We start from the raw sequence: 26,645 nt of genomic DNA on the forward strand, positions 1-26,645 counted from the left end.
GGACACGTTGTTTGCGGAATCCAACCCGAATAAGCTCGATCTGGCAAGAAGCCTCCGGAAAGCGCCCTTCGGAGAAGCCCATCGAGAAGAGGTGTCCCGTGAGCAAGCCCCCCATCAGCCGTTTCCCCGTTCCCGAGATCGCCGATCTGCCGGAGGATATCCGCTCGCGCATCCTGGCCGTTCAGGAGAAGTCCGGCTTCGTGCCGAACGTCTTCCTGGTTCTTGCCCGCCGACCCGACGAGTTCCGCGCCTTCTTCGCCTATCACGACGCCCTGATGGACAAGCCCGGCAACCTCACCAAGGCCGAGCGCGAGATGATCGTGGTCGCGACCAGCAACGCCAACCAATGCCAGTATTGCGTCATTGCCCATGGCGCCATCCTGCGCATCCGGGCCAAGAACCCGCTGATCGCCGATCAGGTCGCCGTCAACTACCGCAAGGCCGATATCACGCCCCGCCAGAGGGCAATGCTCGATTTCGCCATGAAGGTGGCTCTCGAAGCCCATGCCGTGAGCGATGCGGACATCACAGCCCTCAACGACCACGGCTTCACCGAGGAGGACGTGTGGGACATTGCGGCGATTGCCGCCTTCTTCGCCATGTCGAACCGCTTGGCCAATGTCAGCAGCATGCGGCCGAACGACGAATTCTACATGCTGGGGCGCGGGTGACATCGTCGGATGCTATCTCATAAAACCAAACCTCATCCTGAGGAGCCGCTGTAAGCGGCGTCTCGAAGGAGCGTCCAGAGAGCACTGGAACCTCCTTCGAGACGCAGACTGCGTCTGCTCCTCAGGATGAGGGCTCAGGGTATGCAGATTTCGCGGCGGCTTCTCAGATTGGAAACACCTTGCCCGGATTGAGCCGATTGTCGGGGTCGAGCGCCCGCTTGATCGCGCGGGCAAGCTCCATCTCGGTGGAGGCGCGGTAGCGGGCAAGCTCGCCGACGCGGTACTGGCCGATGCCGTGCTCCGCCGAGATGCTGCCGCCGAAGGCCGCGACCACGTCATGCACGATGCGGTTGACAGCGCCTGCATCGTGGCTGGGCTCAACAAGCACGTTGTAGTGGATGTTGCCGTCGCCGAGATGCCCGAAGGCATTCACCCGCGTTCCCGGCGCTCCGGCAGCCAGGGCCTCACCCGCCTCTACGAGGAAGCGGGGCACCTCCGTGAGCGGCACGGAGACATCGTGCTTCACGCTCTTGCCTTCCCGCGCCTCCGACTCCGTCACATGCTCGCGCAGGGCCCAGAGCTGGGCCGCCTGAGCCCCCGACTCAGCGATCACGCCATCAAGTGCAATCTCCTGCTCGAAGGCTGTTCCGAGCATGGTCTCGGCGGCTTCGCGCAGGCCCGCGAGGCTGGAGGCTGCCTCGATCAGAACGAACCACTCACCCTCGGCGATGGGAGCCTTCAGGCCGGCATGCTTGGCCACCAGCTGCATGGAGGTGGCGGAGATCAGCTCGAAGGCGGAGATCTGGTCACCCAATTCGCCCTGGGCCAGCTCCAGGAGCCCCAGGGCTGCCGCAGGATCGGCGACCGAGAGCAGTGCCGTCACGGTATGCTTCGGGCGCGGAAGGAGCCTCAGGATTGCCGCCGTGACGATCCCGAGCGTACCCTCGCTGCCGATGAAGAGCTGCTTCCAGTCGTATCCCGCATTATCCTTGCGCAGGCGGCGCAGCCCGTTGACGATGGTGCCATCCGGCAGCACCACTTCGAGGCCGAGCACAAGGCTTCGGGTCATGCCGTAGCGCAGCACGTTGACGCCGCCCGCATTGGCCGCCACCACGCCGCCGATGGTGGCCGAGCCCTCCGCCGCCAGACTGATCGGCAGCAGGCGCCCTGCTGCCGCTGCCGCATCCTGCGCCACCTTGAGGATGCATCCGGCCTCCGCCTCGAGGGTCAATCCCACGGGATCGAGATTGCGGATGGCCGACATGCGGTTGAGGGACAGAACGACCTGTGTGCCGGAAGCGTCCGGCACGGCTCCGCCGGCCAAGCCGGTATTGCCGCCCTGCGGCACGATGGCGGCACCGGCCTCGCGGCAGACCTGGACGATCTCGGCCACCTGCTTGGTGGATGACGGACGCACCACGCAGGCGGGCTTGCCGGGAAAAAGCTTGCGCCAGTCCACCGCATAGGGCTGGAGACCGGAATCGTCCGCGATGATGCCTGCCGGTCCGACAAGGCTCGTCAAGCGTTGCAGGAGATCAGTCGGCATCGTCATCCAAACCCCTCGTGGCCTCGTTCACGGCGCTGAGCACCGCTCCTGACGGATCACGGCGTAATCGTCAACGTGACTTCCACGAGGGATTTGAATAACGCAACAAAGTTGCGTTCATTTCTTTCCCGATCCGGGCTCGGCCATCTTGCGATGCTGCTCGGCCAATATGCCGGCCGGCGTCACCGAGGCAAGGACGGTGGTGAACTTGTTCTTCCATCCACTGACCACGTCGCCGTCACCGCGCATCATGGCGTCGAAACCGACTTTCGCCACGTCCGCCGGATCGTCCTTCTTGTCCTGGCCGACCTGCGTATCCATCATGTCGGCCCGCTCGAAGAACTCGGTCTCGGTGGCGCCGGGCATCAGGCAGGTCACCGTCACCCCCGTGTCCTTCAGCTCAGCCCGGAGGGCGAAGGAGAAGGAGTCGATGAACGCCTTGGTGCCGTTATAGACGGCCTGGAACGTGCCCGGCATGAAGCCGGCGATGGAACCGGTGATCAGAATGCGTCCCTCGCCGCGGGACCGCATATCGCGCCCGACCTTCTGGATGAGATAGATCGTGCCAGTGATGTTGGTGTCGATGACATGACGCGCCTGGGTGAAGTCCTGATCCAGAAACGCATGCCCGAGTCCGTGGCCTGCATTGGCGAGAAGCGCCCCGACTGGCCTGCCCTTCGCCGCCGCATAAAGCTTGTCGACACCTTCAAGCGTGGCGAGATCGGCCTCGACCGCATCGACGGCCGCGCCCAAGGCCTGGAAGTCCTTCGCCGCATCGTGAATGGCAGCCTGATCGGCGGCGATCAGCAGATCGTAGCCGTTCTGGGCGCAGAGCTTGGCAAGCTCGTACCCGATGCCGGTGGATGCTCCCGTGACGATAGCAAGCGGTTTGGATGTGTCTGGCATGGCACTCTCTTTGCAGATAGGGCGGAATTCGACCGGTCACTTCCGGAGAGGAGCGAGCGCGGCGCACGGAGCTTGAACTCCGGAAGGAGAAGAGAGTTCAATCACTTGCCAAGCTTCCGGCGGACGTTGAGGCGGCAAAGTAGATTCGATCCGGCCAGAGACCGGATCCGAGCGAATACCTGCCTGTTGCTTTCGATCTGACGGCAAGATACCTTCACCATAACAATAACGACAGATCGGGCCTCAAAGGGTCGGCAGTCGGGAGAAGCGCTCTTGGATCCACAGGAAGCGGCGACCTTAGGCGTTGCGGTGAGAGATGGCGCTCGCGGGCACAGCAAAGCCCGAAAGGCCACCGGCAGAACCGCAGGGGCGAGCTTTGCCAAGCTGAAAAGGATCATAGGTCCATACCCCCTGCATGAGGACCGTGCCCCCAGAATGCGCGTGACGGAGGATGGGGGTCGAAAGCTGAACGGGCCCTCTCCTCACCATACGCATTCCTTTCCCATCTCAGGTCCGCGCGACGTCCAAGGGATTGCCGATGACTCTCACTCTTGAAGGCGTCTCGAAGAGGGTCGGCGCAGCCACTCATATCCATGATGTCCATCTCACCCTGGAGGGTGGCTCCCTCAACGTGCTGCTCGGCGCGACCCTGTCCGGCAAAACCTCTCTCATGCGCCTCATGGCCGGGCTCGACACACCGACGAGCGGCCGGGCCCTCATCGATGGGGAGGATGTGACCGGGCGGCCCGTGCAGCGACGCAGTGTGGCGATGGTCTACCAGCAGTTCATCAACTACCCCTCGCTCACCGTCTACGAAAACATCGCTTCGCCTCTGCGCGTCTCAGGCCTCCCGCGGAACGAAATCGACATGCGCGTCCGCGATGCCGCCAAACTTCTGAAGCTCGAGCCCTATCTCGACCGCAAGCCGCTCAACCTTTCCGGCGGCCAGCAGCAGCGGACCGCCATTGCGCGAGCCTTGGTGAAGCGTGCGGATCTCGTGCTGCTCGATGAGCCGCTGGCCAATCTCGACTACAAGCTGCGAGAGGAACTGCGCGAGGAGTTGCCGCGCGTGTTCGCCGCCTCCGGCGCCATTTTCGTCTATGCCACGACGGAGCCGTCCGAAGCCCTGCTCCTCGGAGGCAACACGGCGACCCTGTTCGAAGGCCGGGTGACGCAGTTCGGCCCGACTCCGCAGATCTATCGCCATCCCCGGGATTTGATCACGGCCCGTGTTTTTTCGGACCCGCCGCTCAATACGTTGAAGGTCACCAAGGCCAATGGCAGCGCGACCATGAGTACAGGCGGGCTGATCCCTGCCACCGGCGCGCTCTCCGCCGTTCCCGACGGCGAGTATACGGTCGGCTTTCGGGCTCATCACCTCACCCTCGATCCGGCAGGAGCCGATGAAATCGCCATCCCCTCGGTTGTGTCCATCGCCGAGATCACAGGCTCGGAGAGCTACGTCCACCTCGATGCAAGCGAGCATCGGCTCGTGGCCCTCGTGCCCGGCGTGAGGCGCCTGGAACCGAAATCCCGGGTCACTGCCTATCTCGATCCGCGCCATCTCTTTCTCTTCGATGTTGATGGCCGCCTCGCTGCTGCCGGTCCGGCGTCGAAAGCGGCGTGAGGAGAGATTCATGGCCCGCATCACGCTCGATCATCTCGCCCATGCCTACAACGCCGATCCCCGCACGGCAGAGGATTATGCACTCAAGGAGATCAACCATGTCTGGAGCCAGGGCGGCGCCTATGCGCTCCTGGGCCCTTCCGGCTGCGGGAAGACCACCCTGCTCAATATCATCTCGGGTCTCGTGCGTCCCACGCGAGGACGCGTCCGCTTCGATGACGTCGATGTAACGGACTTAGCCACGGAAGCCCGGAATATCGCTCAGGTGTTCCAGTTTCCGGTGGTCTACGACACGATGACCGTGCGCGAGAACCTCGCCTTTCCGCTCAAGAACCGGCACGTGCCGCGCGACAGGACGGCTCAGCGGGTCGAGGAGATTGCGCGCCTCCTCGACCTGACCCGCGTGCTCGACCGCAAGGCCAGCAATCTTACGGCGGACATGAAGCAGAAGATCTCTCTCGGACGTGGCCTCGTGCGTCCCGACGTGGCGGCGATCCTGTTCGACGAGCCGCTGACCGTCATCGACCCGCACCTGAAGTGGCAGCTGCGCTCGACCTTGAAGGAGATCCACCGCGCGCTCGACATCACCATGATCTATGTGACGCACGACCAGACCGAGGCGCTCACCTTTGCCGACAAGGTGGTGGTCATGCATGACGGTGCCGTGGTGCAGACCGGAACTCCGGACGAGCTGTTCGAGCGCCCGGCCCATACCTTCGTGGGTCATTTCATCGGTTCACCGGGCATGAACATCCTGCCCTGCCGTGTCGAGGGCGCCATGGCCATCGTTGGCACCACCATGATCCCTCTGCACCGGGCCTACCGGACCCTCTCGGGCGGTGAGCGCATCGAACTCGGCATCCGACCGGAGTTCGCCCTGCTTCAGCCGAAGGGAGCAGGCCTGCCTGTCCAGATCCGTCGGATCGACGATATCGGCCGCGCCCGCATCGCCCGCGTGGAGATGAGCGGCCGCCCTCTTGCCGCAAGCGTTCCGAACGACATTTCCATTGAAGGAAATGAAGCTTCGCTCGTGCTCGATCCGAACCATGTGCATATCTATGCCAATGGACATCTGGTCGCCGGCGAAGATAACCGGGGGCGGAGTGCATGACGAAGATCGTCAACAACAGAGCCTGGTTCTTCGTCCTCCCTGTTTTCGCCACCGTGGCGTTCTCGGCGATCCTGCCACTGATGACCGTGGTGAACTACTCGGTCCAGGACACCTTCGGCAACAACCAGTTCTTCTGGAACGGGATCGGCTGGTTCCAGGAACTGCTCGACCCCTCAAGCCAGCTCGGCGAGCAATTCCTTTCCTCGCTCCTGCGCACCTTGCTGTTCTCGTTCATCATCCTGATGATCGAGATTCCGCTCGGCATCGCCGTCGCGCTCGCCATGCCGCGCGAGGGGTGGACCGTCGCACTCTGCCTGGTGCTCATGGCGCTGCCGCTTCTCATCCCGTGGAACGTGGTCGGCACCATCTGGCAGGTCTTCGCCCGCGGCGACATCGGCCTCCTCGGCTGGATCGTGAACCGCCTCGGCATCGACTACAACTACACGGGCGATGCGCTCGATGCCTGGATCACGATCATCGTCATGGATGTATGGCACTGGACGAGCCTTGTCGCTCTCCTTTGCTATGCCGGCCTGAAATCCATTCCGGACGCCTACTATCAGGCGGCCCGTATCGACGGCGCCTCGCGCTGGGCGGTGTTCCGCACCATCCAGCTGCCGAAGATGCGGCGGGTGCTGCTGATCGCCGTCCTGCTGCGTTTCATGGATTCCTTCATGATCTACACCGAGCCCTTCGTGCTCACCGGCGGCGGACCCGGCAATGCCACGACCTTCCTGTCGATCGATCTGGTGAAGCTGGCGCTCGGGCAGTTCGATCTCGGCAAGGCTGCCGCCATGTCCCTCGTCTACAATCTGATCATCCTTGCCGTCTGCTGGGTCTTCTACACCGTCATGACCAATGTGGATGCCGAGCGCGAGAGGGTCGAAGCATGAGCGGAACCATCGCTGTCGGCCCGACCGACGTCAAACCTGTCGCAGGATCCATGGCAGCAAACCGCGCCTTGTCCGGCCCGCGGGTGAACGGGCGCGTGGTGGTGATGACCCTCTATCTCCTGTTCCTGATGCTGCCGATCTACTGGCTCGTGAACATGAGCCTGAAGACCAACACGGAAATCACATCCGGCCTCACTCTCTGGCCGCGGGAGATCACCTTCGACAACTACGTCAAGATCTTCACGGACGAGAGCTGGTATTCGGGCTATATCAACTCGCTCACCTATGTGATCATCAATACGGTGCTGTCGATCTCCTTCGCACTGCCGGCTGCCTATGCCTTTTCGCGCTACAGGTTCCTCGGCGACAAGCACTTGTTCTTCTGGCTGCTCACCAACCGCATGGCGCCCCCGGCGGTCTTCGCCCTGCCTTTCTTCAATCTCTACTCGGCCATCGGCCTCTTTGACACGCCTTGGGCCGTGGCGCTCGCCCATTGCCTGTTCAATGTGCCGCTCGCGGTGTGGATCCTGGAAGGGTTCATGTCCGGCGTGCCGCGGGAGATCGACGAGACGGCGGCCATCGACGGCTATTCCTTCCCACGCTTCTTCATCAAGATCTTCATGCCGCTGATCGCCTCAGGCGTCGGCGTTGCGGCCTTCTTCTGCTTCATGTTCTCCTGGGTCGAGCTGCTGCTGGCGCGCACGCTCACCTCGGTGACTGCCAAGCCCATCGCCGCCACCATGACGCGCACCGTCTCTGCGTCCGGCATGGATTGGGGATTGCTCGCCGCTGCGGGGGTGCTGACCATCCTGCCCGGCGCGCTCGTGATCTGGTTCGTCCGTAACTACATCGCCAAAGGCTTCGCCCTGGGCCGGGTCTGAAGGAGAGCAGCATGCCTGATTTCGCCTGGATGGCCTGGACCTGGCAAACCGGCCTCTTCTTCGCGGGCATTGCAAGCCTGCTGCTGCTCATGACGCTGCTCGCGATCTATCGCCCCGAGACGGAACGTGTCGGGGTCTTGCGCATCCCGACCACGCGCGGTGATCGTCTCTTCATCTCTCTTCTCGGCTCGGCCTTCATCCACCTCGTCTGGCTCGGTCTCGTCGGCGCGGATCTGTGGTGGGCATCGGCTCTTTCACTCCTCTATGCCGCGGCAGTTTTCCGCTACGTGTGAGGAGCGCACATTCAAAACCTGCGGTTCGCCCGAACCGCAGGGACAAAGACCGGCGCATCAGCCGGCAGGGCATCACTTGGGAGGAACGAATGAAACTCACCCAATCTCACCGGCACTTGAAACTCTTCGTCTCGACGAGCGTCCTCGCCATGACGCTCGGTAGCGGCGTCGCCTTTGCCGGCATGGAAGAAGCCCGTCGCTGGATCGACAGCGAATTCCAGCCCTCGACGCTCTCCAAGGACGATCAGCTGAAGGAGATGGAATGGTTCGTGAATGCGGCGAAGCCCTTCGCCGGCATGGAGATCAACGTGGTCTCGGAGACCATCACGACCCATGAATACGAGGCGCGCACGCTCGCCAAGGCATTCTCGGAAATTACCGGCATCAAGCTCACCCACGATCTGATCCAGGAAGGTGACGTGGTGGAGAAGATCCAGACGCAGATGCAGTCAGGCCGTAACATCTACGACGCCTGGGTCAACGATTCCGACCTCATCGGCACCCACTTCCGCTACAAGCAGGCGGTGGCGCTCGACGATTGGATGGCAGGTGAAGGCAAGGACGTGACCTCGCCGACTCTCGACATCAACGACTTCATCGGCAAGTCCTTCACGACGGCGCCGGACGGCAAGATGTATCAGCTGCCGGACCAGCAGTTCGCCAACGTGTACTGGTTCCGGTACGACTGGTTCCAGCGCCCCGACATCAAGGAAAAGTTCAAGGCCAAGTACGGCTACGATCTCGGCGTTCCGGTGAACTGGTCAGCCTATGAGGACATCGCCGAGTTCTTCACCAACGAGGTGAAGGAGGTCGACGGCGTCAAGGTCTACGGCCACATGGACTACGGCAAGAAGGATCCATCGCTCGGCTGGCGCTTCACCGATGCCTGGCTCTCCATGGCCGGCAATGGTGACAAGGGCATTCCGAACGGCCTGCCCGTGGACGAGTGGGGCATCCGCATGGAGGGCTGCCGTCCGGTCGGCTCGTCCGTCGAGCGCGGCGGTGACACCAACGGGCCTGCGGCCGTCTATGCCATCACCAAGTATCTCGAGTGGCTGAAGAAGTATTCTCCGCCGCAGGCGGCCGGCATGACCTTCTCGGAATCCGGGCCCGTCCCGGCCCAGGGCAACATTGCCCAGCAGATGTTCTGGTACACCGCCTTCACGGCCGACATGGTGAAGCCGGGGCTTCCGGTCGTGAATCAGGACGGCACGCCGAAATGGCGCATGGCGCCCTCGCCGCACGGGGCCTACTGGAAGGACGGCATGAAGCTCGGCTACCAGGATGCGGGCTCATGGACGCTGTTGAAGTCCACGCCTGTCGATCGTCGCAAGGCAGCCTGGCTCTATGCGCAGTTCGTGACGTCCAAATCGGTCTCGCTGAAGAAGAGCCATGTGGGTCTCACCTTCATCCGCGAGAGCGACATCTGGCATCCGTCGATGACGGAGCGGGCTCCAAAGCTCGGTGGCCTCGTCGAGTTCTACCGCTCGCCCGCTCGCGTGCAATGGACCCCGACCGGCAACAACGTGCCGGACTATCCGAAGCTCGCGCAGCTTTGGTGGCAGAACATCGGCGATGCGGCCTCCGGCGCCAAGACCCCGCAGCAGGCGATGGATTCGCTCGCAGCCGCCCAGGACGACGTGCTCACCCGTCTCGAGCGCGCCAATGTGCAGGGCGAGTGCGGTCCCAAGATGAATCCGAAAACCACTGCGGAGGAATGGTTCAAGAAGGCCGAAGCCGCCGGCACGATCGCGCCGCAGCGCAAGCTGGCGAACGAAAAGCCGAAAGGCGAGACGGTGGATTACGACACGCTCATCAAGAGCTGGCCCGCTTCTCCACCGAAGCGCAGCTGACCTAGACCGGCCCCGCCCCAGAAGGGCGGGGCTTTTTCATGATGGGTGGCGGTCGCACGACCTAGCCGCCCGGCCAGTATTCAAGAAAAACATTTGCTGGCAGGATCGTCTGGATGATGACCGAAGGGGTTTGTCATGCCAGATCCATCAGCCGGTTTTTCCCTTGATACAATCTCGGATAGTGCCGCCGATCTGCTCGATGGCATCGCACCACAGCTCGTGACGATCCATGGCCGCAAGCGTGGAACGTCGAGCGGGTTTCTCTGGCGCCCAGGCCTCGTGATCACGGCGGAGGAAGCACTGGAGTTTGATGAGGACGTGGCGATTACGCGTCCCGATGGAAGTCAGGCCACAGGAAGCCTCATCGGCCGCGATCCGAGCACGGATATCGCCCTTCTCCGCATCGAAGAGCAGCCTCTGGAGGAGATCGACTTCAGCCCAACGGACAGCCTTCGCGCGGGTCATCTCATTCTAGCCGCAGGGCGCCAACCCGAGGGCCTGAGCGCAGGCCTTGGCATCGTTTCCCTTGCAGGGGGAGCTTGGAGGAGCCTGCGCGGCGGTCATATCGACCGCAGAATTCATCTGGATCTCCGGCTCAATTTCCAGTCGGAAGGCGGCATCGCCCTTGATACGAACGGCCGGATCATCGGTATGACAGTGCTCGGTCCGCGTGGCCGGGTTCTTGTCATCCCATCGGAAACCATCGAGCGGGTCGCTCCGCAGCTTCTAGAAAAAGGCCGTGTCGCCCGCGGCTATCTGGGCCTCGGGCTCCAGCCGGTCCGCATCGACAAGGCGGCGGCCGACGCGGCGGGACTTGCGGAACCGCGAGGACTGATCGTGATCAGCGTGGACCAGGACGGTCCGGGACACAGTGCCGGCATTCGTCAGGGCGATATTCTCATTAGCTGGAACGCGGACGCCCTGCCCTCGGTCCGCCGCGTCTATACGCTTCTCGGACCCGAGAGCGTGGACCAATCCGTCGATCTGGGAATCGTGAGGGCGGGTGCGCATATGACTCTTGCGGTTGAGATCACAGAGCGCCCGAAGCCTCAGTAGCGAGTGGGCGCCGATAGGGTAAAGCCTTGCGGAAAGTGGCTCTTCAGATCGACGATGCAATTCTGCTCGACCGCATCGCCACGATCCTGGCCGAGGAGGCCGGCATCGCTACCCTGCATTCAGATAACCCCGACGTGGTGATCACGGATCACCTGCCCATTTATGGAAAGGCTCCGACGATCCTCTTGGACGATGGCCCGAACGGGCCCGAGGTGATCAAGACCGGAGCAAGCGGGATCCTCTCCCGCAATGTCGCGGACTCGGATCTTCTGCTGGCGATGGAAGCCGTCAGCCGGGGCTTCGTCATCATGCCGCGAGATGCTGCCGGTCGAGTTTCGGATTCACACGCTCCGTCCGACTCACCAAGAGACGATGTGCTCACGGCGCGCGAGCTCGAAGTTCTGCGGCTGCTGGCGGAAGGAGCCTCGAACAAGCTCATCGCACGCAGGATAGGAATTTCATTCCACACTGCGAAATTCCACGTCGCCTCCATTGCGGCGAAACTCGACGCAACGGGGCGAACGGATGCGGTCGCTCAGGCCGTCCGGCTCGGCCTCATTCTGCTGTGATACAGGCTCTTGGTTCCTGTGCCTCGCATCACCACATGATATGAAATAGCGTTATCCTTGGAGGGCTAAATGCTCGATCGCGCTCCAACCTTTCTCCTCAACACCGACAGCTCCGTATCGCCATCGCAGCCCGCTTCCGTTGATCGCGATGACGATAGGCTTCTCGATTCCTACTCCCAGGCGGTGACAAGCGTCGTCGACCGTATCGGTCCGGCAGTGGTGCGAGTCGAGCCGCAGGTTTCGGGCCGAACGGCGGGCATGGGTTCCGGCGTCATCATCTCGCCCGATGGGCTCCTGCTCACCAACAGCCATGTCATGCAGGGCGTACGTGATGCAAAGATCACCGGCTCCGACGGACGCACCATCGAAGCGCGGGTGGTCGGCGACGATCCGGATACGGATCTCGCCCTATTGCGCGCCAACGACGACAGGCTTCCCTTCGCCACCTTGGGCGATTCCAAGCGACTGAAGCGGGGCCAGATTGCGATCGCCATCGGCAATCCGCTCGGCTTCGAGTCAACGGTAACGGCCGGAGTGATCTCGGCGCTCGGACGCAGCCTGCGGGCGAAATCGGGACGGCTGATCGACGATGTGATCCAGACCGATGCGGCCTTGAATCCGGGCAATTCCGGTGGCCCTCTCGTAGCATCCTCAGGCGAGGTGATCGGCATCAACACGGCCGTCATCAAGGGAGCACGGGGCATCTGCTTCGCGGTCGCAAGCAATACGGCGAGTTTCGTCGCGTCGGAACTGATCCGCCACGGCCGCGTTCGCCGGGCCTCGATCGGCATTGCGGGACAGACAGTGCTTCTGCCGCGGCGAATCAGCTATGCGGCCGGCTTAACGGGGAAGTTCGGCGTGGTCATCGCCGCCGTGGAACCGGGCAGCCCCGCAGAACATGCACAGCTCGAACAGGGTGATGTCATTCTCTCGCTCGATGGCGAACAGGTCGACGGTGTCGACGATCTGGTCCGCCTGCTGAATGGCGAGCGGATCGGGCGCTTCGTCGAACTCGTGCTTCTCAAGAAGGGCGAGATGCGCACCGTGACGATCATGCCTGTCGAGCGCAAGGCGAAAACCGTTCGCGCGGAGTAAGGGGCAAGATAAGGATCTCGAGCGGAGCCCAGTTCTCTACTTCGCGTCCGCTCGAATTTCCTCTTCCTCCATGCGCGAAGGATCGAGCGTGAACAGCTCCTGCGGACGGGCGACGCCTCGCAGTGCATAACGACCCACCGACACCAGGAATTCCTGATCGTTCTTCGCGGCTGTTGCATGGAAGGCGGATGACACGAGAACGTCGCGCTCGACGGAGCGGCATAGAGCGCCGATGCGGCTCACCTCGTTCACGGCAGGCCCAACGACGGTGAAATCCAGGCGATCCTGGCTGCCGATGTTTCCATAAAAGACCTCGCCGATATGCAGGCCGAGATAGGCACTCGTGACCGGCAGGTTGCATGACCGGCGCTCTTCGTTCAGCGTGCGAATTCGGGAATGCATCAGACGCTCGGCCTTCAGAGCGCACCGGCAGGCCTGAATTGGATCCTCCTCCTTGAAAATCGCGAGGGCTCCGTCCCCGATCAGCTTCAGGACGTCGCCGCCTGCCTCATAGATGGAGGAGATGATCGCTTCCGAATAATCGTTCAGGAACGGAATGATCTGCTCGGGGTCGGCCGTCTCCGTGATGTGGGTGAAGCCGTGCAGATCGCTGAACCACAGAACGGCCTGGATCCGGTCTGTGACACCGCGGGCGATGCGGCCGCTCAAGACAAGCCGACCGGCATCGCGGCCGAGATAGGTTTCCACGAGCGTCTTGGCGATGCGCGCGATCGAGGCCCATTTCAAGGCAAGCATCAGGGGCGAGGCCAGTTCGCGAAGAAGCGAGATCTGCTCATCGGCAAAGCCGGAGGGCGCATCCGTCGTCCAGGATGAATAGAAGGAATCCATCTCACCGATGGCGCCTGCCGCCTCGAAGCGATGAATCAGGACCAAATAATCTGTTTGTCCCTCATTGCGCAGATCCCCGAGGACAGAGAAATCCTCAAGGTGACCGGGACCGATCCGGCGCCGCAGGAAGTCCTCTCCGCTCAGCAGGAGATGATAAAAGGTGCTCCGGCGCCAATTGTCCGCGGCCCGCCCCTCTACATTGGTTCGGCCATACTCGACGACAGGATCCTGATCGCCCTGATCGTCACGGCGCCAGCGGAAGACCCGCCCCTTCATGGATCGGGTGCAGCGTGTCGATGACGATACTGACCCGCGCGACGGGCAATCCGCCTGCGACGAGTCGGTCACAGAAGCCGTGCAGGAGTTCGAGCTCCGACATGCCGGTCAGCCCAGCTTCGGTGACCCATTTCGCGATGCTTGCTGCCTTGGCTGCGTCCATAAGGACCTCTTCACGGTGACGACTTTGCTGGCCATCCATGACAGCTAAACGGGTGGCCGGTCAAAGCCGAGCTTTGGTCAAATGGCAACCTTCCCCATTGACTCCGCCGGTGACAGGTGGGTTTCCACGGGCTCGGCTGGTTTTGGAGCCGGACGCCTAAACAGGCGCAGCACCACGAGCCTGACCGCCACATAGAAGACCGGCGTCAGGAACAGTCCGAACACGGTCACGCCGAGCATGCCCGAGAACACGGCCGTTCCGAGGGCCCGCCTCATCTCGGCGCCGGGCCCGGTCGCAATCGCGAGCGGCAGCACACCGAGGATGAAGGCGAAGGCCGTCATCAGAATGGGCCGCAGGCGCAGCCGGCAGGCCTCGACGACCGCCTCCACGGGCGTCTTGCCGTCAAACTCCGCCTGCCTCGCAAATTCGACGATGAGGATCGCGTTCTTCGCGGCGAGGCCAACGAGAACCACGAGACCGATCTGGGTCAGGATGTTGTTGTCCTGTCCTCGGATCATCACGCCGATCAGCGCGGAGAGCACGCTCATCGGCACGATCAAAATGATGGCGATGGGCAGCGACCAGCTTTCATACTGGGCCGCGAGGACGAGGAACACGAACAGCACCGACAGGGCGAAGATGAACACTGCCGTGTTGCCGGTCTGCCGCTCCTGGAACGCCAGTTCCGTCCAGTCGAAACCCATGCCCGGCGAGAGGTTTTGCCGAACCAGCGCCTCCATGACATCAAGCGCATCACCCGAGGAGACGCCTGGAGCCGCATTGCCCTGCAGGGCTACCGAGGTGAACATGTTGTAGCGCTGGATCAGATCGGCGCCGGAGACCTCCCGCATCTCGACCAGCGTTCCCAGAGGCACGAGAGCCCCCGTGGACGAACGGACCCGCAGCCGGTTGATATCCTCCTGGTCGATGCGGAAGCGCTGATCCGCCTGAGCGCGAACCTGGTAGACGCGGCCGAACGCATTGAAGTCGTTCACATAGGCCGTGCCGAGATTGATGCGGAGCGTCTCGAAGATGTTCGGGATCGGCACGTTCAGGATGCTCGCCTTCTGGCGGTCGATCTCCAGATAGACTTGCGGCGAATTGGCCGAGAATGTTGTGAAGACACCAGACAGGTTTGGGTTCTGCCGCGCCTGCCCCATCAGCTGATAGGCGACGGCGAGGATGCCGCGCACATCGTCGCCGGTCCGGTTCTGGATCTGGACCTTGAAGCCGCCCGAATTGCCGAGACCGCGCACGGGCGGCGGCGGGATGGCGATGATGAACGCCTCCTCGATCTGCTGCATGCGGGCAAAAAGATCGCCAATGATCTTGGGACCGGAGTCACCGGCCTCGATGCGCTCGTCGAAAGGCTTGAACGCGGCGAATATCGCCGCAGCATTGGTCGCATTGGTGAACGTGGCGCCCGAAAAACCTGCAAAGGCCACCGCATTCTTCACGCCTGGCGTCTCCTGAATGATTTTTGAGGCTCGCTGCACCACCGCATCGGTGCGCGACAGGGAGGACCCGTCCGGCAGCTGGATCACGACGATGGCATAGCCCTGATCCAGCGTCGGGATGAAGCCGCGCGGCACGTGGTTGGCGATCCATACGGTGCCGGCCAGGAGCCCGATATAGATCGGCAACACGATCAGCCTGTGGCGCGCAAGCGCCCCAACCGCTCTGGCGTAGCCGTTCGAGGTGTGATCGAAGCCTCGATTGAACCCGTTGGCGAGTGTCCCGCCGAAGCGGAGGATCGGGTTGCGCGGCGGCTCATGGCTGTGCGGTTTCAGCAGGAAGGCAGCAAGAGCCGGCGAAAGCGTCAGGGAGTTGAAGGCCGAGATGACGGTCGACACGGCAATCGTCAAGGCGAATTGACGATAGAACTGACCGGATATACCAGGGATGAAAGCCGTCGGCACGAAGACCGCGACCAGAACCAGCGCGATCGCCACGAGTGCGGTCCCGACCTCGTCCATGGTCGTGTGTGCCGCATCTCGCGGCGACATGCCGAGCGCGATGTTGCGCTCCACATTCTCCACCACCACGATGGCATCATCGACCACGATGCCGATAGCCAGAACCATGCCGAACAGGGTCAGCGTATTGATCGAGAACCCAAGGGCCGCCATGAAGGCGAAAGTGCCGATCAGCGAAACGGGAATCGCCACGATGGGAATGATCGCCGTGCGCCAGCTCTGCAGGAACACGAACACCACGATCACGACGAGCGCCGTGGCTTCGAACAGAGTCTTGTAGACCTCGTTCACGCTCTCGGCGATGAATTCCGTGGGATTGTAGACGATCTGATACGCAATGCCTTGCGGGAAATTGCCTTTGAGCTCCTCCATGGTCCGGATGATCTGGTCCGACGCGGCGAGCGCATTGGTGCCGGGCCGTTGGAAAATTCCGAGGGCTACCGCAGGCTTCCCATTGAGATAGGAGTTCGTCACGTAATCCTGGGCGCCGAGTTCGATGCGGGCGATATCCTGCAGCCGGACGAGGCGTCCCTGCGGTGTCGCCTTAACGATGATCTGCCGGAACTGGCGCGGGTCCTCAAAGCGACCTTGAGTCGTGACCGTCCGCTGAAACGCCGAATCCGTCGGCGTCGGCTCCTGTCCCAAGGCGCCGCCGGAGACCTGGACGTTCTGCTCCTGGATCGCGCGCACCACTTCGCTCGACGTCATGCCGTAGGAGGTAAGTTTTTCGGGATCGAGCCAGATGCGCAGGGAATATTGCCGCTCGCCGAAGATGATGAGATCGCCCACGCCATCGAGCCGCAACAGGATATCGCGCACGTAGTTGCGCGCATAGTTCGAAACGTAGAGCTGGTCGTAGGAGCCGTCTGGAGAGAGCATGTGCACGACCATCATCAGGTCCGGCGAGCTCTTGAGCGTCGTCACGCCGAGACGCCGCACCTCCTCCGGCAGGCGCGGCGTTGCAATCGCTACCCGGTTCTGAACGAGCACCTGGGCCTTATCGAGATCGGTGCCAAGCTTGAACGTGATCGTCAGCGCCATGGCACCGTCTCCGGTGGAATAGGAGGACATGTACAGCATGTCCTCGACACCGTTGACCTGCTGCTCCAGCGGTGTGGCGACCGTGGCCGCGACCGTCTGCGCATCGGCTCCCGGATAGTTCGCTCTGACCACCACGGTCGGCGGCGCGATCTCCGGATACTGCGCAACCGGCAGGGTCGTGTAGGCGATCCCCCCGATGATCAGGAAGAGCGCCGACAGGACCGTCGCGAAGATGGGACGGTCGACGAAGAAATGGGCAAAGCGCATGGAAGCGCCCTCCTCGTGTGAAATCAGCTGCCGTTTCGTTCCCGCGTCGGGGGAAGCGTCGTCATTTGAGGTGTGATCGGCGCTCCGGGCCGGACACGGACGAGTCCGTTCACGACCACCGTCTCGTTGCCGGTTAAGCCATCGCGGATGACCCTGTATTCGTCAATCCGCGGACCGATGCGCACGAGCTTGAGATGGACAACGTTCTTCTCGTCGACGACATAGACCACACGCCGGTCCTGGTCGCTGCCGATGGCCTCGTCAGGTAAAAGAATGCCCTTGTAGGGATCGGACGCTCCTATCGTGACGCGCCCGAACAAGCCGGGCGTCAGGAAGCGATCCTTGTTGTCGAAGACGGCGCGGAGGCGGATCGTGCCGCTGGCCGCATCGAGCCGGTTGTCGACGAAATCGAGCTTCCCTTTGCGTTGTCCGAGGCGCTCGTCCGTCAATGTGAGCACGACTTCATTAGTCTCGCCTTTGGTCGAGATGTTCGTCCCCCCGTGGGCCTGCTGTGAGAAGGCCAGGAACGAGCGCTCATCCACATCGAAATAGAACTGGATCGGATCGAGCGAGAGAATGTTCGTCAGGATAGTCTCGTTCGCATTGACCAGATTGCCCTCGGAGACGAGCTTGCGCGAAGTCCTTCCCGACAGGGGCGATTTGATCTCCGTGAACTCCACATCGAGCTGCGCCGTCCGCAAAGCCGCCTGCGCACGGTCCAATTCCGCCTTGGCCGTCAGGAAAGCTTGTCGCCGCTGATCGAAGACCTGATCGGTGATGTTGCCGCTCCGGCGCAACTGTTCGGCGCGATCGAGATCGCTCTGTGCGAATTCCAGGCGGACCTGCGAGGACGTGACGGCGGCCTGCGCCTGTTCGAGCGCATTCTTGTAAGGCCGCGGGTCGATGGTGAAGAGCAGATCCCCTGCCTTGACGAAGGTGCCATCCTGAAAGTGGACCTTGTCGAGATAGCCCGAGACACGCGCCCGTATGTCGACCTGATCGATGGCCTCGAAGCGCCCGATGAAGTCGGTGCGCTCGACGATGTCCTTTACGACGGGCTTTGCGACCGTCACAGGTGGCGGCGCTTGCGCAGGACCGCCCTGGCCCAAGGCCAAGCTCGCCGTTGCAAGCCACGAAAACAGAACGCTGGAAACAAACACGGACCGAGGAAAGCGCATGCGTAACCTCCTGATCGGCATTATCGACGCAGCACTATACTTCCAATTTCAGCTTGTGGCCCGGTGCGCAGAGGCACGCGAAAGAGCTTTTATTTTTGCACCGCAATACTACGCATCACCGAGCTTCTGGCAAGACGCGCAACAATGATACAAAGGCGATGCACCTGCTCAAGGAGCTCAAGCGCTCAGGTATAGGCATCGCGCAGATCAAGCGTGCCTTTCTTCCCGATGAACCGGTAGTTTTTCGCAAGCCATGTGCGAGCGGCATTTCTGCCGAGATCCTTCAGCTCCTTGAAGAAGCTCCATTGGGCGCTGAGGCGGGATGCGGCGGTAAACTCGTCAAGCTCCTGCCCGCCATGGATCCGGTGCATGAAGACCCGCTTGTAATCCTTGGTGGAAAGCTTTCCCTCGTCGATGAGCCGCGTCACGAACTCGATCGATCTGAGCTGCTGCAGCAGGTTGGCGTTGAATGTGACCTCCGTCAGCCGGTTCTGGATTTCCTGCACGGTTCGCGGTGTCGTCCGACGCTCGATTGGGTTGATCTGGACCAGCAGAATATCGTCCGATTGTGTTTCATAGAAAAGCGGGAAGAGCGCCGGATTGCCGGTATAGCCGCCATCCCAGTAAGGCTCGCCGTCGATCTCGACCGCCTTGAAGAGCATCGGCAAGCAGGCCGAGGCAAGCACATGATCGACGGTTAATTCAGGACCGGTAAAGATTCGGATCTTCCCCGACCAGACATTGGTTGCCGCAATGAAAAGCTTTGCATCCTTGCAGGCCCTCACGCGCTCGAAGTCGATTAGTTCATTGAGGGCGTCCCTCAGGGGATTGATGTCGAGAGGGTTCAGATCGTAGGGGCTGGCCACCCGCGACCAGGCATCGAACCAGAGATGGCTCGTTGACCCGCCGATGCTCCAGAAGCTCAACAGTCGATCGAAAAGCGAACGCTGAATGGGCGAAAGGACGCCGTTGAGACTGACCCGCTTCCAGAATTGTCTCATCTGCTCACGCGCACCGTCGCGCCCACCTTCGAGCCAGCCCTCGAAGAGGACAACGGCATTCATGGAGCCCGCACTGGTGCCCGTGATTGCCTCGATGGCAAGGCGGCCATCCGCAAGCAGCTGGTCCAGAACGCCCCAGGTGAAAGCGCCGTGGGCCCCGCCGCCCTGTAAGGCAAGCGAAACCAACTTCTCGGCGTTCGGGCTCCTCAGCCCGCGCACAGGGTGGCTGATCTTTTCGGCTTGTCCAGTCATGACAGGCTTCCTTGTCGCCTGACAGACTACCATCTCGGATGCCTCGTTATGCAAGACAACAGACCGCGATTGGAAGGCGCCACAGCCGACGATCTGCAGGCCGGCCGCTATGCGCCGGTGTTCGAGGTCGATCCGCGCCATGACGAGGTTCTCTGGGAACTCTCGATCGACGGGTTTAAGTCTGCGATACAGCTCCGCCCGAAGCATGGCGTTAAGCGGGCTTGTGATGCTCATCGATCTCGCCTAGGGCGCAGCACCGTGACGAAGCAGGAAGTTCAGAACCTCACCAAACAAGCGCCGGATCTCATTCCGGCCCGGGTCGAGACCCTCGCGTGGCGGGGGGGCCAGCAGGGTGCGGCTCCCTCGGAATGGCCGCGAGCCGTGGAGACCACAGTGGCCGGAGGAGAGGCTCGGCCACAACCCCGCAGATGATAGCGAAGGAGGCCAGGAATGAGCCCAATCCTGCCATGGAGCGCAACACGTTTCTCGTAGGTCGTTTAACCCTCCAATCATCACACGGCAGATAACGTAAGGGGGCAGAGTTCTCGTTGCCAAGAGGAGTGGTGAGGCGCCCCTCAAAGGGACACATTGGCGACGAGCTATTCAGTGATGGGTTTAGTCGAACGTCAGCGTTCCTCAAAGCCGACCTTAATGTAGTTTCGGCCCTCGCGTTTGGCAGCGTAAAGGGCGCGGTCCGCTCGTTAGAGAGTGGGACGCGACGCTCTAAATCAGCGCTGGAAGTGTACCTGAGAAGTCCAAAGCCGAGGCAGGTTTCGGCCGGCCGAGAAGATAGCCTTGTACTTCCGTGCATCCAGCGGCCCGAATATGGGCCAACTGTTCCTCCGTCTCCACCCCTTCGGCGGTAATCGACATCCCAAAGCCTCGGCCAAGCCAAACAACAGATTGGACAATGATCATGCAGTCGGGTCGTGTGGCTAGGTCCCGTACGAATGACTGGTCGATCTTGATCTTGTCGAAGGGGAAGCTGCGCAGATAGCTCAGGGACGAATAGCCTGTCCCGAAGTCGTCAAGGGCAATGCGGACACCGAGCTCACGAAGTTCGTGCAATGCCGTCACTGTTGTTTCGTTCTCGTGGAGCAGGGCTGACTCCGTGAGCTCCAGCTCCAGCCGGCTCGGCTCGAGGCCAGTTCGCGTCAGGACTTTACGCACACACGGCAGAAGGGTCCGGTTCCGAAACTGGATCGGTGAGATATTCACGGCCACCTTGATCGTTTTCGGCCAGGTGACTGCGGTCTTACACGCTTCGTTGATGACCCACTCGCTGAGGGAGGCGATCAAGCCGATGTCTTCCGCAATTGGAATGAACTCGGCCGGAGAGATGTTCCCACGCTCGGGATGCCGCCAGCGCAGCAGCGCCTCGAAGCCCGTAATCTCGTTCGCTTGAAGACTGACCTGCGGCTGGAAGACCAGGTAGAGCTCGTCATTCACCATCGCCTTACGAAGATCGATCTCAAGGGCCCGACGCGCCTGGAGCTCGGCATCCATCTCAGGCTCGAAAAAGCGGAAGGTGCCACGTCCTTCCGCCTTGGCCCGGTAGAGGGCCATATCGGCCTGCTTGAGAAGCTGCTCCGGAGATGAGGTCCCCAGCCCCGTGGATGCAATGCCAATGCTCGTTCCAATGACGATTTCATGCCCTTCGATATCGTAGACGGATCCTATCTCCTTCACGATGCGGGACGCCAATATCGTGCATTCCTGCATGATGCTGATGGGTCTCATCAGAATGGCAAATTCATCACCACCGAGCCGGGCAATGACACAATTGCCCTGGACGCACCCCCGGATCCGTGCGGCAACCGTTTTCAGGAGCTGATCACCGGTCTCATGCCCCAGCGTATCATTCACGTTCTTGAATAGATCAAGATCAATGTAGAGAACGGCGAGCGTTGATCCGTCATCGCGCGCTTTCTCCAGCGCCTGTTCCAATTGCTCCTGGAACAGGACGCGATTGGCCAGGCCGGTGAGCGGATCATGATGAGCCAGGTGGGCGAGGTCTGCTGTGAGGTTACCCATCCGGCGATAGGTGCGCTCGAGGAGGATGTTGTGCCTTGCAAGAAGCCCGATAAGGGCCAGCCCGAAAAGTATCAGGCAGCCGACAATGCTCGAGAAGATCCAGTGAAGCCGGGTGAGTTCCTGCTGGTCCTCGGACGCGAGCGCAGCCCCATGATTGAATGTAATCGACGGCAACTGCGTCAGGCTATTTTGGAGGGGGTGAAGAATCTGCAACGCCGCTCGAGCGTTGTCTGGGCTGTTGAGATTCCTGATCAGAGGAGCGGCATCATTTGTGGAGCCCTCGAGGTCGCGGATCGTCCTTTCGAAGCCAGGGTCGCGCTCGATAATATCGCGGAAGCCTCCTTTGGCTAAACTATTGATGGTGCCGGCAAAGATATCATAGCGGAGCTGGACCTTTTCCTTGTCTCCATCGCTGTCCCCATCATTGAACATTCTAAGAGACTGATCGAGCGTCATGAACTCTTTGAGAACTTGGTGCGCCTGCCACGTCGGATTATAGCGCGCGATCCGCCGCAAGGCCTGCTGGCGCTCGGAAATCATCATTGTGGAATAGATCGCGGCAAGCAGAAAGCCGCCTACAACGAGGCCAAGCACAAGTTTGAGTGTTCGAACCGACAAACGTCTTCCCCCAGACGTTCACTGTGTCTCGCCAATACGAGAGCCTTAGTGGCCGCTATAGTCGACTATGATGACATAGACAACGTTATAGCCGGTGACTGCTGATTGTCCAAAAATCTGACGCAACGTTTGATACACGTAGTTAATCCAGCAGGCAAATAGGCACCTATGACGGAGACTCAACCTCAGATAGCATAGCCAGGCTGGTGCTTATTCCCGAGCAGTGCGCTTAGTCCCAAAATGTCTCCTGACGAAGGGCGGTTTGGACGAACGAGGGGAACGGCAACAGCCGCCCTTCCTGACGGACTGCAGCATGCCATGCCGGTGATTGTGCGGAAGCCCGGGCAGCTATCTCAACCGCGAAGCAGAGGCCTCCACCCGCGGATTTGCCTGTCGGAACAAAAGCGCGGGGGACCTCCGGAGATCCTCCAGTAGTCGACGCCTGCCTTAGGGTGGATTGTCCAGAACCCGCAGGGTCAGCGGGCGAACAGATGGGGTCTCATCCTCGGCCATGCAGAGGATCACAGGCGTGCCGTCGCGTAGCCCGTGCTGACTTCAGACCAGCCGCTCTCCAGCCCGGCGATCTTGGCCTCCAGCAGTTCACGCTCCAGCAGCATCTCGCCGAGCCGGGCCTTGAGCCGCTCGGTCTCCAGCGCCTCGCCGGTGGCCGGCCGGGTGGCGAGACTGGCCTCGCCGGCGATCAGGAAAGCCTCGCGCCAGTCGCTCAGGGTTGCGGCCGTCACGCCCAGGGAGCGCGAGACCGTGTCCAGATCCTCACCGCGCAGCAGCCGCAGAACCGCCTCACACTTGCGCTGGCGCGACATGCGCCCACCACGGCCCAGACCCACCGCTTCCTTCATCGTCTCCGTCATCATCGTCACCCTTCTGCGGATCCCGTCCGCTTACAGGGTGTCTCAGGAAACTGTATGGCAGAGGAGCGCTCTGTGGATCATCTTCCCATGATGGCCAGAGGCTGGTAGAGCATCGGTGGATAAAAACTTCATCTTTGGGGCATAGATGAACGCCTACGACCATACCGACAAGGCAAAGTATGACCAGGCGAGCAACGACGCCTGGAAGCCATCGATGCCCGGCTGGCGCGCCACGAGAAGATAGCCCGCATCATCCTGGTCATGGTTCTGATCTTGGGTGGGCTGACCCTCGCTCTCCTGGCTACCCATCTCATCGACCGTTCAAACTAAACACAACATCAATCTGCAGGGGCATGATGAACTTCCATTCGCGTGATCTGAACCTCGCACGCAAGTGCAACGAGGCTCTCGACCAGCCGCTGACCGAGACCGAGCGCGAGGCTATGAGCGTGGCGGTCGCCCGGAAGCTGGAGGAGCTGTTCGACATCCTGCGCATCGACCACCTGAACGACCACAACACCCGTGAAACGCCCCAGCGAGTGGCCAGGATGTTCGTGGAAGAACTCCTGGAGGGCCGCTACACGGCCCCGCCGCGCATTACGGAGTTCGATAACGCCCAGGCCTACGATCAGCTGATTGTCACCGGCCCCATCGAGCTGCGCTCCATGTGCGCGCACCATCTGATGCCGATCTATGGCGTGGCTTACATCGGCATCCTGCCCCCTGCTGACGGCAAGATCATCGGCCTGTCCAAGTATGATCGGATCGTGAACTACTTCGCCTCCCGCCTGCAGATCCAGGAGGAACTGGTCAAGCAGATCGGCCAATACATTATGGACATGACCCAGCCGTGTGGGCTGGCCGTGCGCATCAGCGCCGTGCACATGTGCAAGACCCAGCGCGGCGTGCGCGCCAGCCACCTCAGCCGCATGGTCAACACCTATTGCTGGGGCGAGATGGCCAGCAGCCCTGAACTCAAGCAGGAGTTCCTGCAGGAATGCGCCACGCTGGATCGTGCATGAGCAGAATAAGCCTGCTGATCCAAACACGGATATGATGGCTGCTGGAGATTGATTTTAAGTATGCGCACGACCGGTGACCGGATCCGTCACACCATCAGCTTTGAACTCATCGGCCTTGCCCTTGTCGTCCCCTTCGGGGCCTGGGCCTTTGGCATACCCATGACCGACATCGGTGTTGTCGGGGTCGCTGGCGCCACCATCGCAACGGTCTGGAACTACGTCTACAATCTCATCTTTGACATCGCCATGCAGCGCGTGACCGGCGGAACGCGCAAGAGCATTCCGGCCCGAGTTCTGCATGCTGTTCTGTTCGAGGCAGGGCTGATGGCCATCCTGACCCCCTTCATTGCATGGTACCTTGGCATAGGTCTTCTGCTCGCCCTCACGATGGATGTGGCTTTTGCCGTTTTCTACGTGGTCTACACGTTTGTCTTCAACTGGGCTTACGACCTTGCATTCCCCCTGCCGGCCTGGCAGGAGCCCGTTCGAACAAGCCATGTCGGCGCATAAACGGCCTTCTGCGTCCGCGGCCAGCCCTTCTACGGGGCATCAGAGCCCGTTTGAGAATTTGCCTGTGCCTCAGCATCTCGTGGCCTGCTCTCGGTACGCGCCCCTGCACCTTGGAGTTATAGGACATTCCCGATGGGACCTAAAATCTACGGGATTATCGTTTACAAGAATGCTCGTACAGATCACGCTGGCTGGTGCGCGTAATACATGCCAAGCTGAAGATTGGTTTCCCTGCCTGTCTGGATACCTCCACAGTCACATAGAGTATTTTAGACCCTCGCACAAAAATATCATAACCAACGGTCGTGTCGTGTTGTACTTTATGCATCATTACATTCGCGTTTGCATCGCTGCCGACTTCTTGCACTACTTCTTTGCTTTGTTTTACAAACTCCAACGCAAGCCGCTCCTGATCGATCATAGCTTGGTAGTGCTGGACACTCTTGAAAACGAGGAATGCCGCTGAGCTAAAGATGATCGCGGCAATGAGCAGCGCAGATCGCGCTTTTCCATTAGCCGCATATTTGCGGCCCCATGATCCAACCAGTGCGCCGACGGTCACTAATCCAGCAGCTAATGGACCACCGATCATGACTGCGCCGAACAGGACGCCTTGTTGTTCACCTTGGTATCCAGAGAGTATATAAGCTGCAGCGCTAACCGCGCAGACAGTGACTATAGTGAAAACTATTTTCGGCCTTGGCAGGAGCCCGAGACAAAATCCTATTACCAGAAGGGAAATCCATATAAGATCTTTTAACATAGGTTTAAGATACTCTGAGTTTGTATTCTCAAATGGGTTCTCAGAAGCGCAGTAAAGCCATGCACAGTTCCGGCGCACTCAGCTAAACGCTCGTTATGACACCCAAGATGGACGACGGTGGAGCGATACTGAGACAGAGCAGTGCAAGTTCATCCCAGATCAGCGGTGGGACATGAGCTTTTCGGCAATCTCGGCGACCCGTGTGACGGAAATCCCGCGGCGCTGGTCGACCGCCAGCGGGTGGTCGGTGGGCTTGAGGTCGATCGCGGGCGCGATGTCGTCTCGGAGGCGGAGGCTCGCCTTCAAATTGAGGGTGTCCGGGTAAGGGCCGAGCCGTGACCGGAGCCATCCGAAGAACGGCCCGTGCCGGCTGCAGTCGGGGTCGTCCCAGACCTGGAGGATCGTCCTCTCGCTGGCCTCCGAGACGGACACCCAGAGACCAAAGCGCAGGGTGCCATCGAAGTCGGTTACCGGAATTTCGATGACACCGCGAACGAAGGCTTGCCCGTCTACAGTGCAGAAGTTGCGGGAGATGAGGGTCCGCACCTCGCGCTCGGCCTCGGGGACGGCGTTGTAGTCGTCCGGTGCCGCCATGCTCCAGTCAAAAGGGAGGGTGTCGTATTTCTCGCCGCAGCATGAGCAGGTCCAGGCGTAGTTGACCATGAGAGAGACCCTTTGGTGAGACCTGCGGCTCGGATGGCGATCAGAACTGGCCGGCCATGACTGGTCAGGCGTTTATACAGTAAGTTGCTAAGAAAGTTTTCATAAAAATCTATGGAATGGCTTTCGCGCAATCCGGAAGGTGTTAAAGCTCGTCAACCTACGAGGAGCAGTCATGTCTTTCCCGGATGATGAAAACGGCGATGTTTTTCGGCGGATGGAAGCCAGCGCATTCGACTTTTCCATTCCACACAACGTCGACTTTTTCGCCATCTTCGCGACCCTGCGAGAAGCCAATGTGGTGGCGAAACAGTTCATTGCTGACCACAATGCGGGGGCGCCTCTTGTGTCGGTTAAGACCCGCCCGAGCGAGAAGGGCGGGACGGAACTCATGATCGTCAAGTCCATGCTTGTCACCCATGAGAATGTGACGAACTTCGAAAATCTCCTGGCTCAGCGCGTGGCGCAGCACGATGGCTACTTGGATGGCTGGGGCGTCATGCAGGAGTAAAAGCTACTCATAAGTCACGCCGATGAGGATTCAGCGCCTGGAGGAAGATCACCTCGCATTGACGATAAAACCTCGTAAGCGATGTTCTGACCCCACCTTACATCCGTGTCTCTGAGCGGCGAGACTAACGATCTCGTATTTGGGATCTTTT

General features: G+C 60.9%; 23 protein-coding genes and 2 pseudogenes. 14 read left to right on the forward strand and 11 right to left on the reverse strand.

The annotated features are described in order from the left end of the window. Positions 1 to 98 precede the first annotated feature (98 nt). On the forward strand, positions 99 to 671 hold the full coding sequence (locus ILT44_RS05035; protein ID WP_204238477.1) for a peroxidase-related enzyme: 573 nt from the start codon (positions 99 to 101) through the stop codon (positions 669 to 671). Between the two features lie 163 nt (positions 672 to 834). Here ILT44_RS05035 and ILT44_RS05040 read toward each other — a convergent pair whose 3' ends face one another. Both ILT44_RS05040 and ILT44_RS05045 read right to left on the reverse strand, forming a co-directional pair. After that, entirely contained in the window at positions 835 to 2,223 is a 1,389-nt protein-coding gene (locus ILT44_RS05040) for an FAD-binding oxidoreductase (RefSeq protein ID WP_204238478.1), read from the reverse strand. A gap of 111 nt (positions 2,224 to 2,334) precedes the next feature. After that, a complete protein-coding gene (locus tag ILT44_RS05045) occupies positions 2,335 to 3,123 on the reverse strand; it encodes an SDR family NAD(P)-dependent oxidoreductase (RefSeq protein WP_204238479.1) in 789 nt (262 codons plus the stop codon). A 538-nt stretch (positions 3,124 to 3,661) separates the two neighbouring features. Here ILT44_RS05045 and ILT44_RS05050 point away from each other — a divergent pair. The 9 genes from ILT44_RS05050 to ILT44_RS05090 all read left to right on the forward strand — a co-directional run bounded on the left by ILT44_RS05050 (position 3,662) and on the right by ILT44_RS05090 (position 12,501). Further along, positions 3,662 to 4,750: an ABC transporter ATP-binding protein gene (locus ILT44_RS05050; protein WP_204238480.1), complete on the forward strand. Its 1,089-nt coding sequence runs from the start codon at positions 3,662 to 3,664 to the stop codon at positions 4,748 to 4,750. Positions 4,751 to 4,760: 10 nt separating this feature from the next. Further along, on the forward strand, positions 4,761 to 5,861 hold the full coding sequence (locus tag ILT44_RS05055) for an ABC transporter ATP-binding protein (protein ID WP_204238481.1): 1,101 nt from the start codon (positions 4,761 to 4,763) through the stop codon (positions 5,859 to 5,861). Then, positions 5,858 to 6,754, forward strand: a complete 897-nt coding sequence (locus ILT44_RS05060; RefSeq protein ID WP_204238482.1) for a carbohydrate ABC transporter permease — start codon at positions 5,858 to 5,860, stop codon at positions 6,752 to 6,754. Before ILT44_RS05055 ends, ILT44_RS05060 begins: the two co-directional genes overlap by 4 nt. Before the next feature lie 50 nt (positions 6,755 to 6,804). Beyond that, complete coding sequence (locus ILT44_RS05065) at positions 6,805 to 7,635, forward strand: carbohydrate ABC transporter permease (protein ID WP_204238504.1); 831 nt, start codon at positions 6,805 to 6,807, stop codon at positions 7,633 to 7,635. Positions 7,636 to 7,646: 11 nt separating this feature from the next. Beyond that, positions 7,647 to 7,928, forward strand: a complete 282-nt coding sequence (locus tag ILT44_RS05070) for a DUF2160 domain-containing protein (protein WP_204238483.1) — start codon at positions 7,647 to 7,649, stop codon at positions 7,926 to 7,928. A gap of 149 nt (positions 7,929 to 8,077) precedes the next feature. Further along, positions 8,078 to 9,781: an ABC transporter substrate-binding protein gene (locus ILT44_RS05075; RefSeq protein ID WP_239467922.1), complete on the forward strand. Its 1,704-nt coding sequence runs from the start codon at positions 8,078 to 8,080 to the stop codon at positions 9,779 to 9,781. Positions 9,782 to 9,916: 135 nt separating this feature from the next. Next, positions 9,917 to 10,837 carry a S1C family serine protease gene (locus ILT44_RS05080; RefSeq protein ID WP_204238485.1) on the forward strand — a complete coding sequence of 307 codons (921 nt, stop codon included), beginning with the start codon at positions 9,917 to 9,919 and terminating at the stop codon, positions 10,835 to 10,837. A 269-nt stretch (positions 10,838 to 11,106) separates the two neighbouring features. Further along, positions 11,107 to 11,406, forward strand: coding sequence for a response regulator transcription factor (locus ILT44_RS30705; protein WP_372441136.1), 300 nt, complete (start codon positions 11,107 to 11,109; stop codon positions 11,404 to 11,406). A 69-nt stretch (positions 11,407 to 11,475) separates the two neighbouring features. Then, a complete protein-coding gene (locus ILT44_RS05090; protein WP_204238487.1) occupies positions 11,476 to 12,501 on the forward strand; it encodes a S1C family serine protease in 1,026 nt (341 codons plus the stop codon). A 36-nt stretch (positions 12,502 to 12,537) separates the two neighbouring features. Here ILT44_RS05090 and ILT44_RS05095 read toward each other — a convergent pair. From ILT44_RS05095 to ILT44_RS05115, 4 genes and pseudogenes are all read right to left on the reverse strand, one after another. Further along, positions 12,538 to 13,789: pseudogene (locus ILT44_RS05095) on the reverse strand (adenylate/guanylate cyclase domain-containing protein). A gap of 77 nt (positions 13,790 to 13,866) precedes the next feature. Further along, positions 13,867 to 17,073 (reverse strand): efflux RND transporter permease subunit, encoded by a 3,207-nt coding sequence (locus tag ILT44_RS05105; RefSeq protein WP_204238490.1) that lies wholly within the window; start codon positions 17,071 to 17,073, stop codon positions 13,867 to 13,869. 23 nt (positions 17,074 to 17,096) lie between these two features. Next, on the reverse strand, positions 17,097 to 18,251 hold the full coding sequence (locus ILT44_RS05110; protein ID WP_204238491.1) for an efflux RND transporter periplasmic adaptor subunit: 1,155 nt from the start codon (positions 18,249 to 18,251) through the stop codon (positions 17,097 to 17,099). Between the two features lie 185 nt (positions 18,252 to 18,436). Next, the gene (locus ILT44_RS05115) at positions 18,437 to 19,504 is read right to left on the reverse strand and encodes a patatin-like phospholipase family protein (protein WP_204238492.1); all 1,068 of its coding nucleotides are present in this window, start codon (positions 19,502 to 19,504) and stop codon (positions 18,437 to 18,439) included. 48 nt (positions 19,505 to 19,552) lie between these two features. Between ILT44_RS05115 and ILT44_RS05120 the strand changes: the two genes are divergently transcribed. Continuing rightward, entirely contained in the window at positions 19,553 to 19,936 is a 384-nt protein-coding gene (locus ILT44_RS05120) for a hypothetical protein (protein ID WP_204238493.1), read from the forward strand. Positions 19,937 to 20,227: 291 nt separating this feature from the next. On the opposite strand, the gene ILT44_RS05125 is transcribed toward ILT44_RS05120, so the two are convergent. The 3 genes and pseudogenes from ILT44_RS05125 to ILT44_RS05135 all read right to left on the reverse strand — a co-directional run bounded on the left by ILT44_RS05125 (position 20,228) and on the right by ILT44_RS05135 (position 23,337). Continuing rightward, positions 20,228 to 22,156, reverse strand: a complete 1,929-nt coding sequence (locus ILT44_RS05125) for a putative bifunctional diguanylate cyclase/phosphodiesterase (RefSeq protein ID WP_204238494.1) — start codon at positions 22,154 to 22,156, stop codon at positions 20,228 to 20,230. A 566-nt stretch (positions 22,157 to 22,722) separates the two neighbouring features. Next, a pseudogene (locus ILT44_RS05130) lies at positions 22,723 to 23,031 on the reverse strand (helix-turn-helix domain-containing protein); the annotation flags it as partial. Between the two features lie 150 nt (positions 23,032 to 23,181). Then, complete coding sequence (locus ILT44_RS05135; RefSeq protein ID WP_204238495.1) at positions 23,182 to 23,337, reverse strand: hypothetical protein; 156 nt, start codon at positions 23,335 to 23,337, stop codon at positions 23,182 to 23,184. Between the two features lie 47 nt (positions 23,338 to 23,384). Here ILT44_RS05135 and folE point away from each other — a divergent pair, with 47 nt between their 5' ends. Then, a complete protein-coding gene (folE, locus tag ILT44_RS05140; RefSeq protein WP_204238496.1) occupies positions 23,385 to 24,050 on the forward strand; it encodes a GTP cyclohydrolase I in 666 nt (221 codons plus the stop codon). Between the two features lie 60 nt (positions 24,051 to 24,110). Then, positions 24,111 to 24,560: a PACE efflux transporter gene (locus ILT44_RS05145; protein WP_204238497.1), complete on the forward strand. Its 450-nt coding sequence runs from the start codon at positions 24,111 to 24,113 to the stop codon at positions 24,558 to 24,560. Positions 24,561 to 24,714: 154 nt separating this feature from the next. Here ILT44_RS05145 and ILT44_RS05150 read toward each other — a convergent pair whose 3' ends face one another. Together ILT44_RS05150 and ILT44_RS05155 are read right to left on the reverse strand one after the other, a co-directional pair. After that, positions 24,715 to 25,323 (reverse strand): hypothetical protein, encoded by a 609-nt coding sequence (locus ILT44_RS05150; protein WP_204238498.1) that lies wholly within the window; start codon positions 25,321 to 25,323, stop codon positions 24,715 to 24,717. A 159-nt stretch (positions 25,324 to 25,482) separates the two neighbouring features. Continuing rightward, on the reverse strand, positions 25,483 to 25,986 hold the full coding sequence (locus tag ILT44_RS05155) for a DUF2199 domain-containing protein (protein WP_204238499.1): 504 nt from the start codon (positions 25,984 to 25,986) through the stop codon (positions 25,483 to 25,485). 172 nt (positions 25,987 to 26,158) lie between these two features. Between ILT44_RS05155 and ILT44_RS05160 the strand changes: the two genes are divergently transcribed. Then, the gene (locus tag ILT44_RS05160) at positions 26,159 to 26,494 is read left to right on the forward strand and encodes a ribonuclease E inhibitor RraB (RefSeq protein WP_204238500.1); all 336 of its coding nucleotides are present in this window, start codon (positions 26,159 to 26,161) and stop codon (positions 26,492 to 26,494) included. Positions 26,495 to 26,645 lie beyond the last annotated feature (151 nt).

This window comes from Microvirga arvi (assembly GCF_016892765.1).
Lineage (GTDB): Bacteria > Pseudomonadota > Alphaproteobacteria > Rhizobiales > Beijerinckiaceae > Microvirga > Microvirga arvi.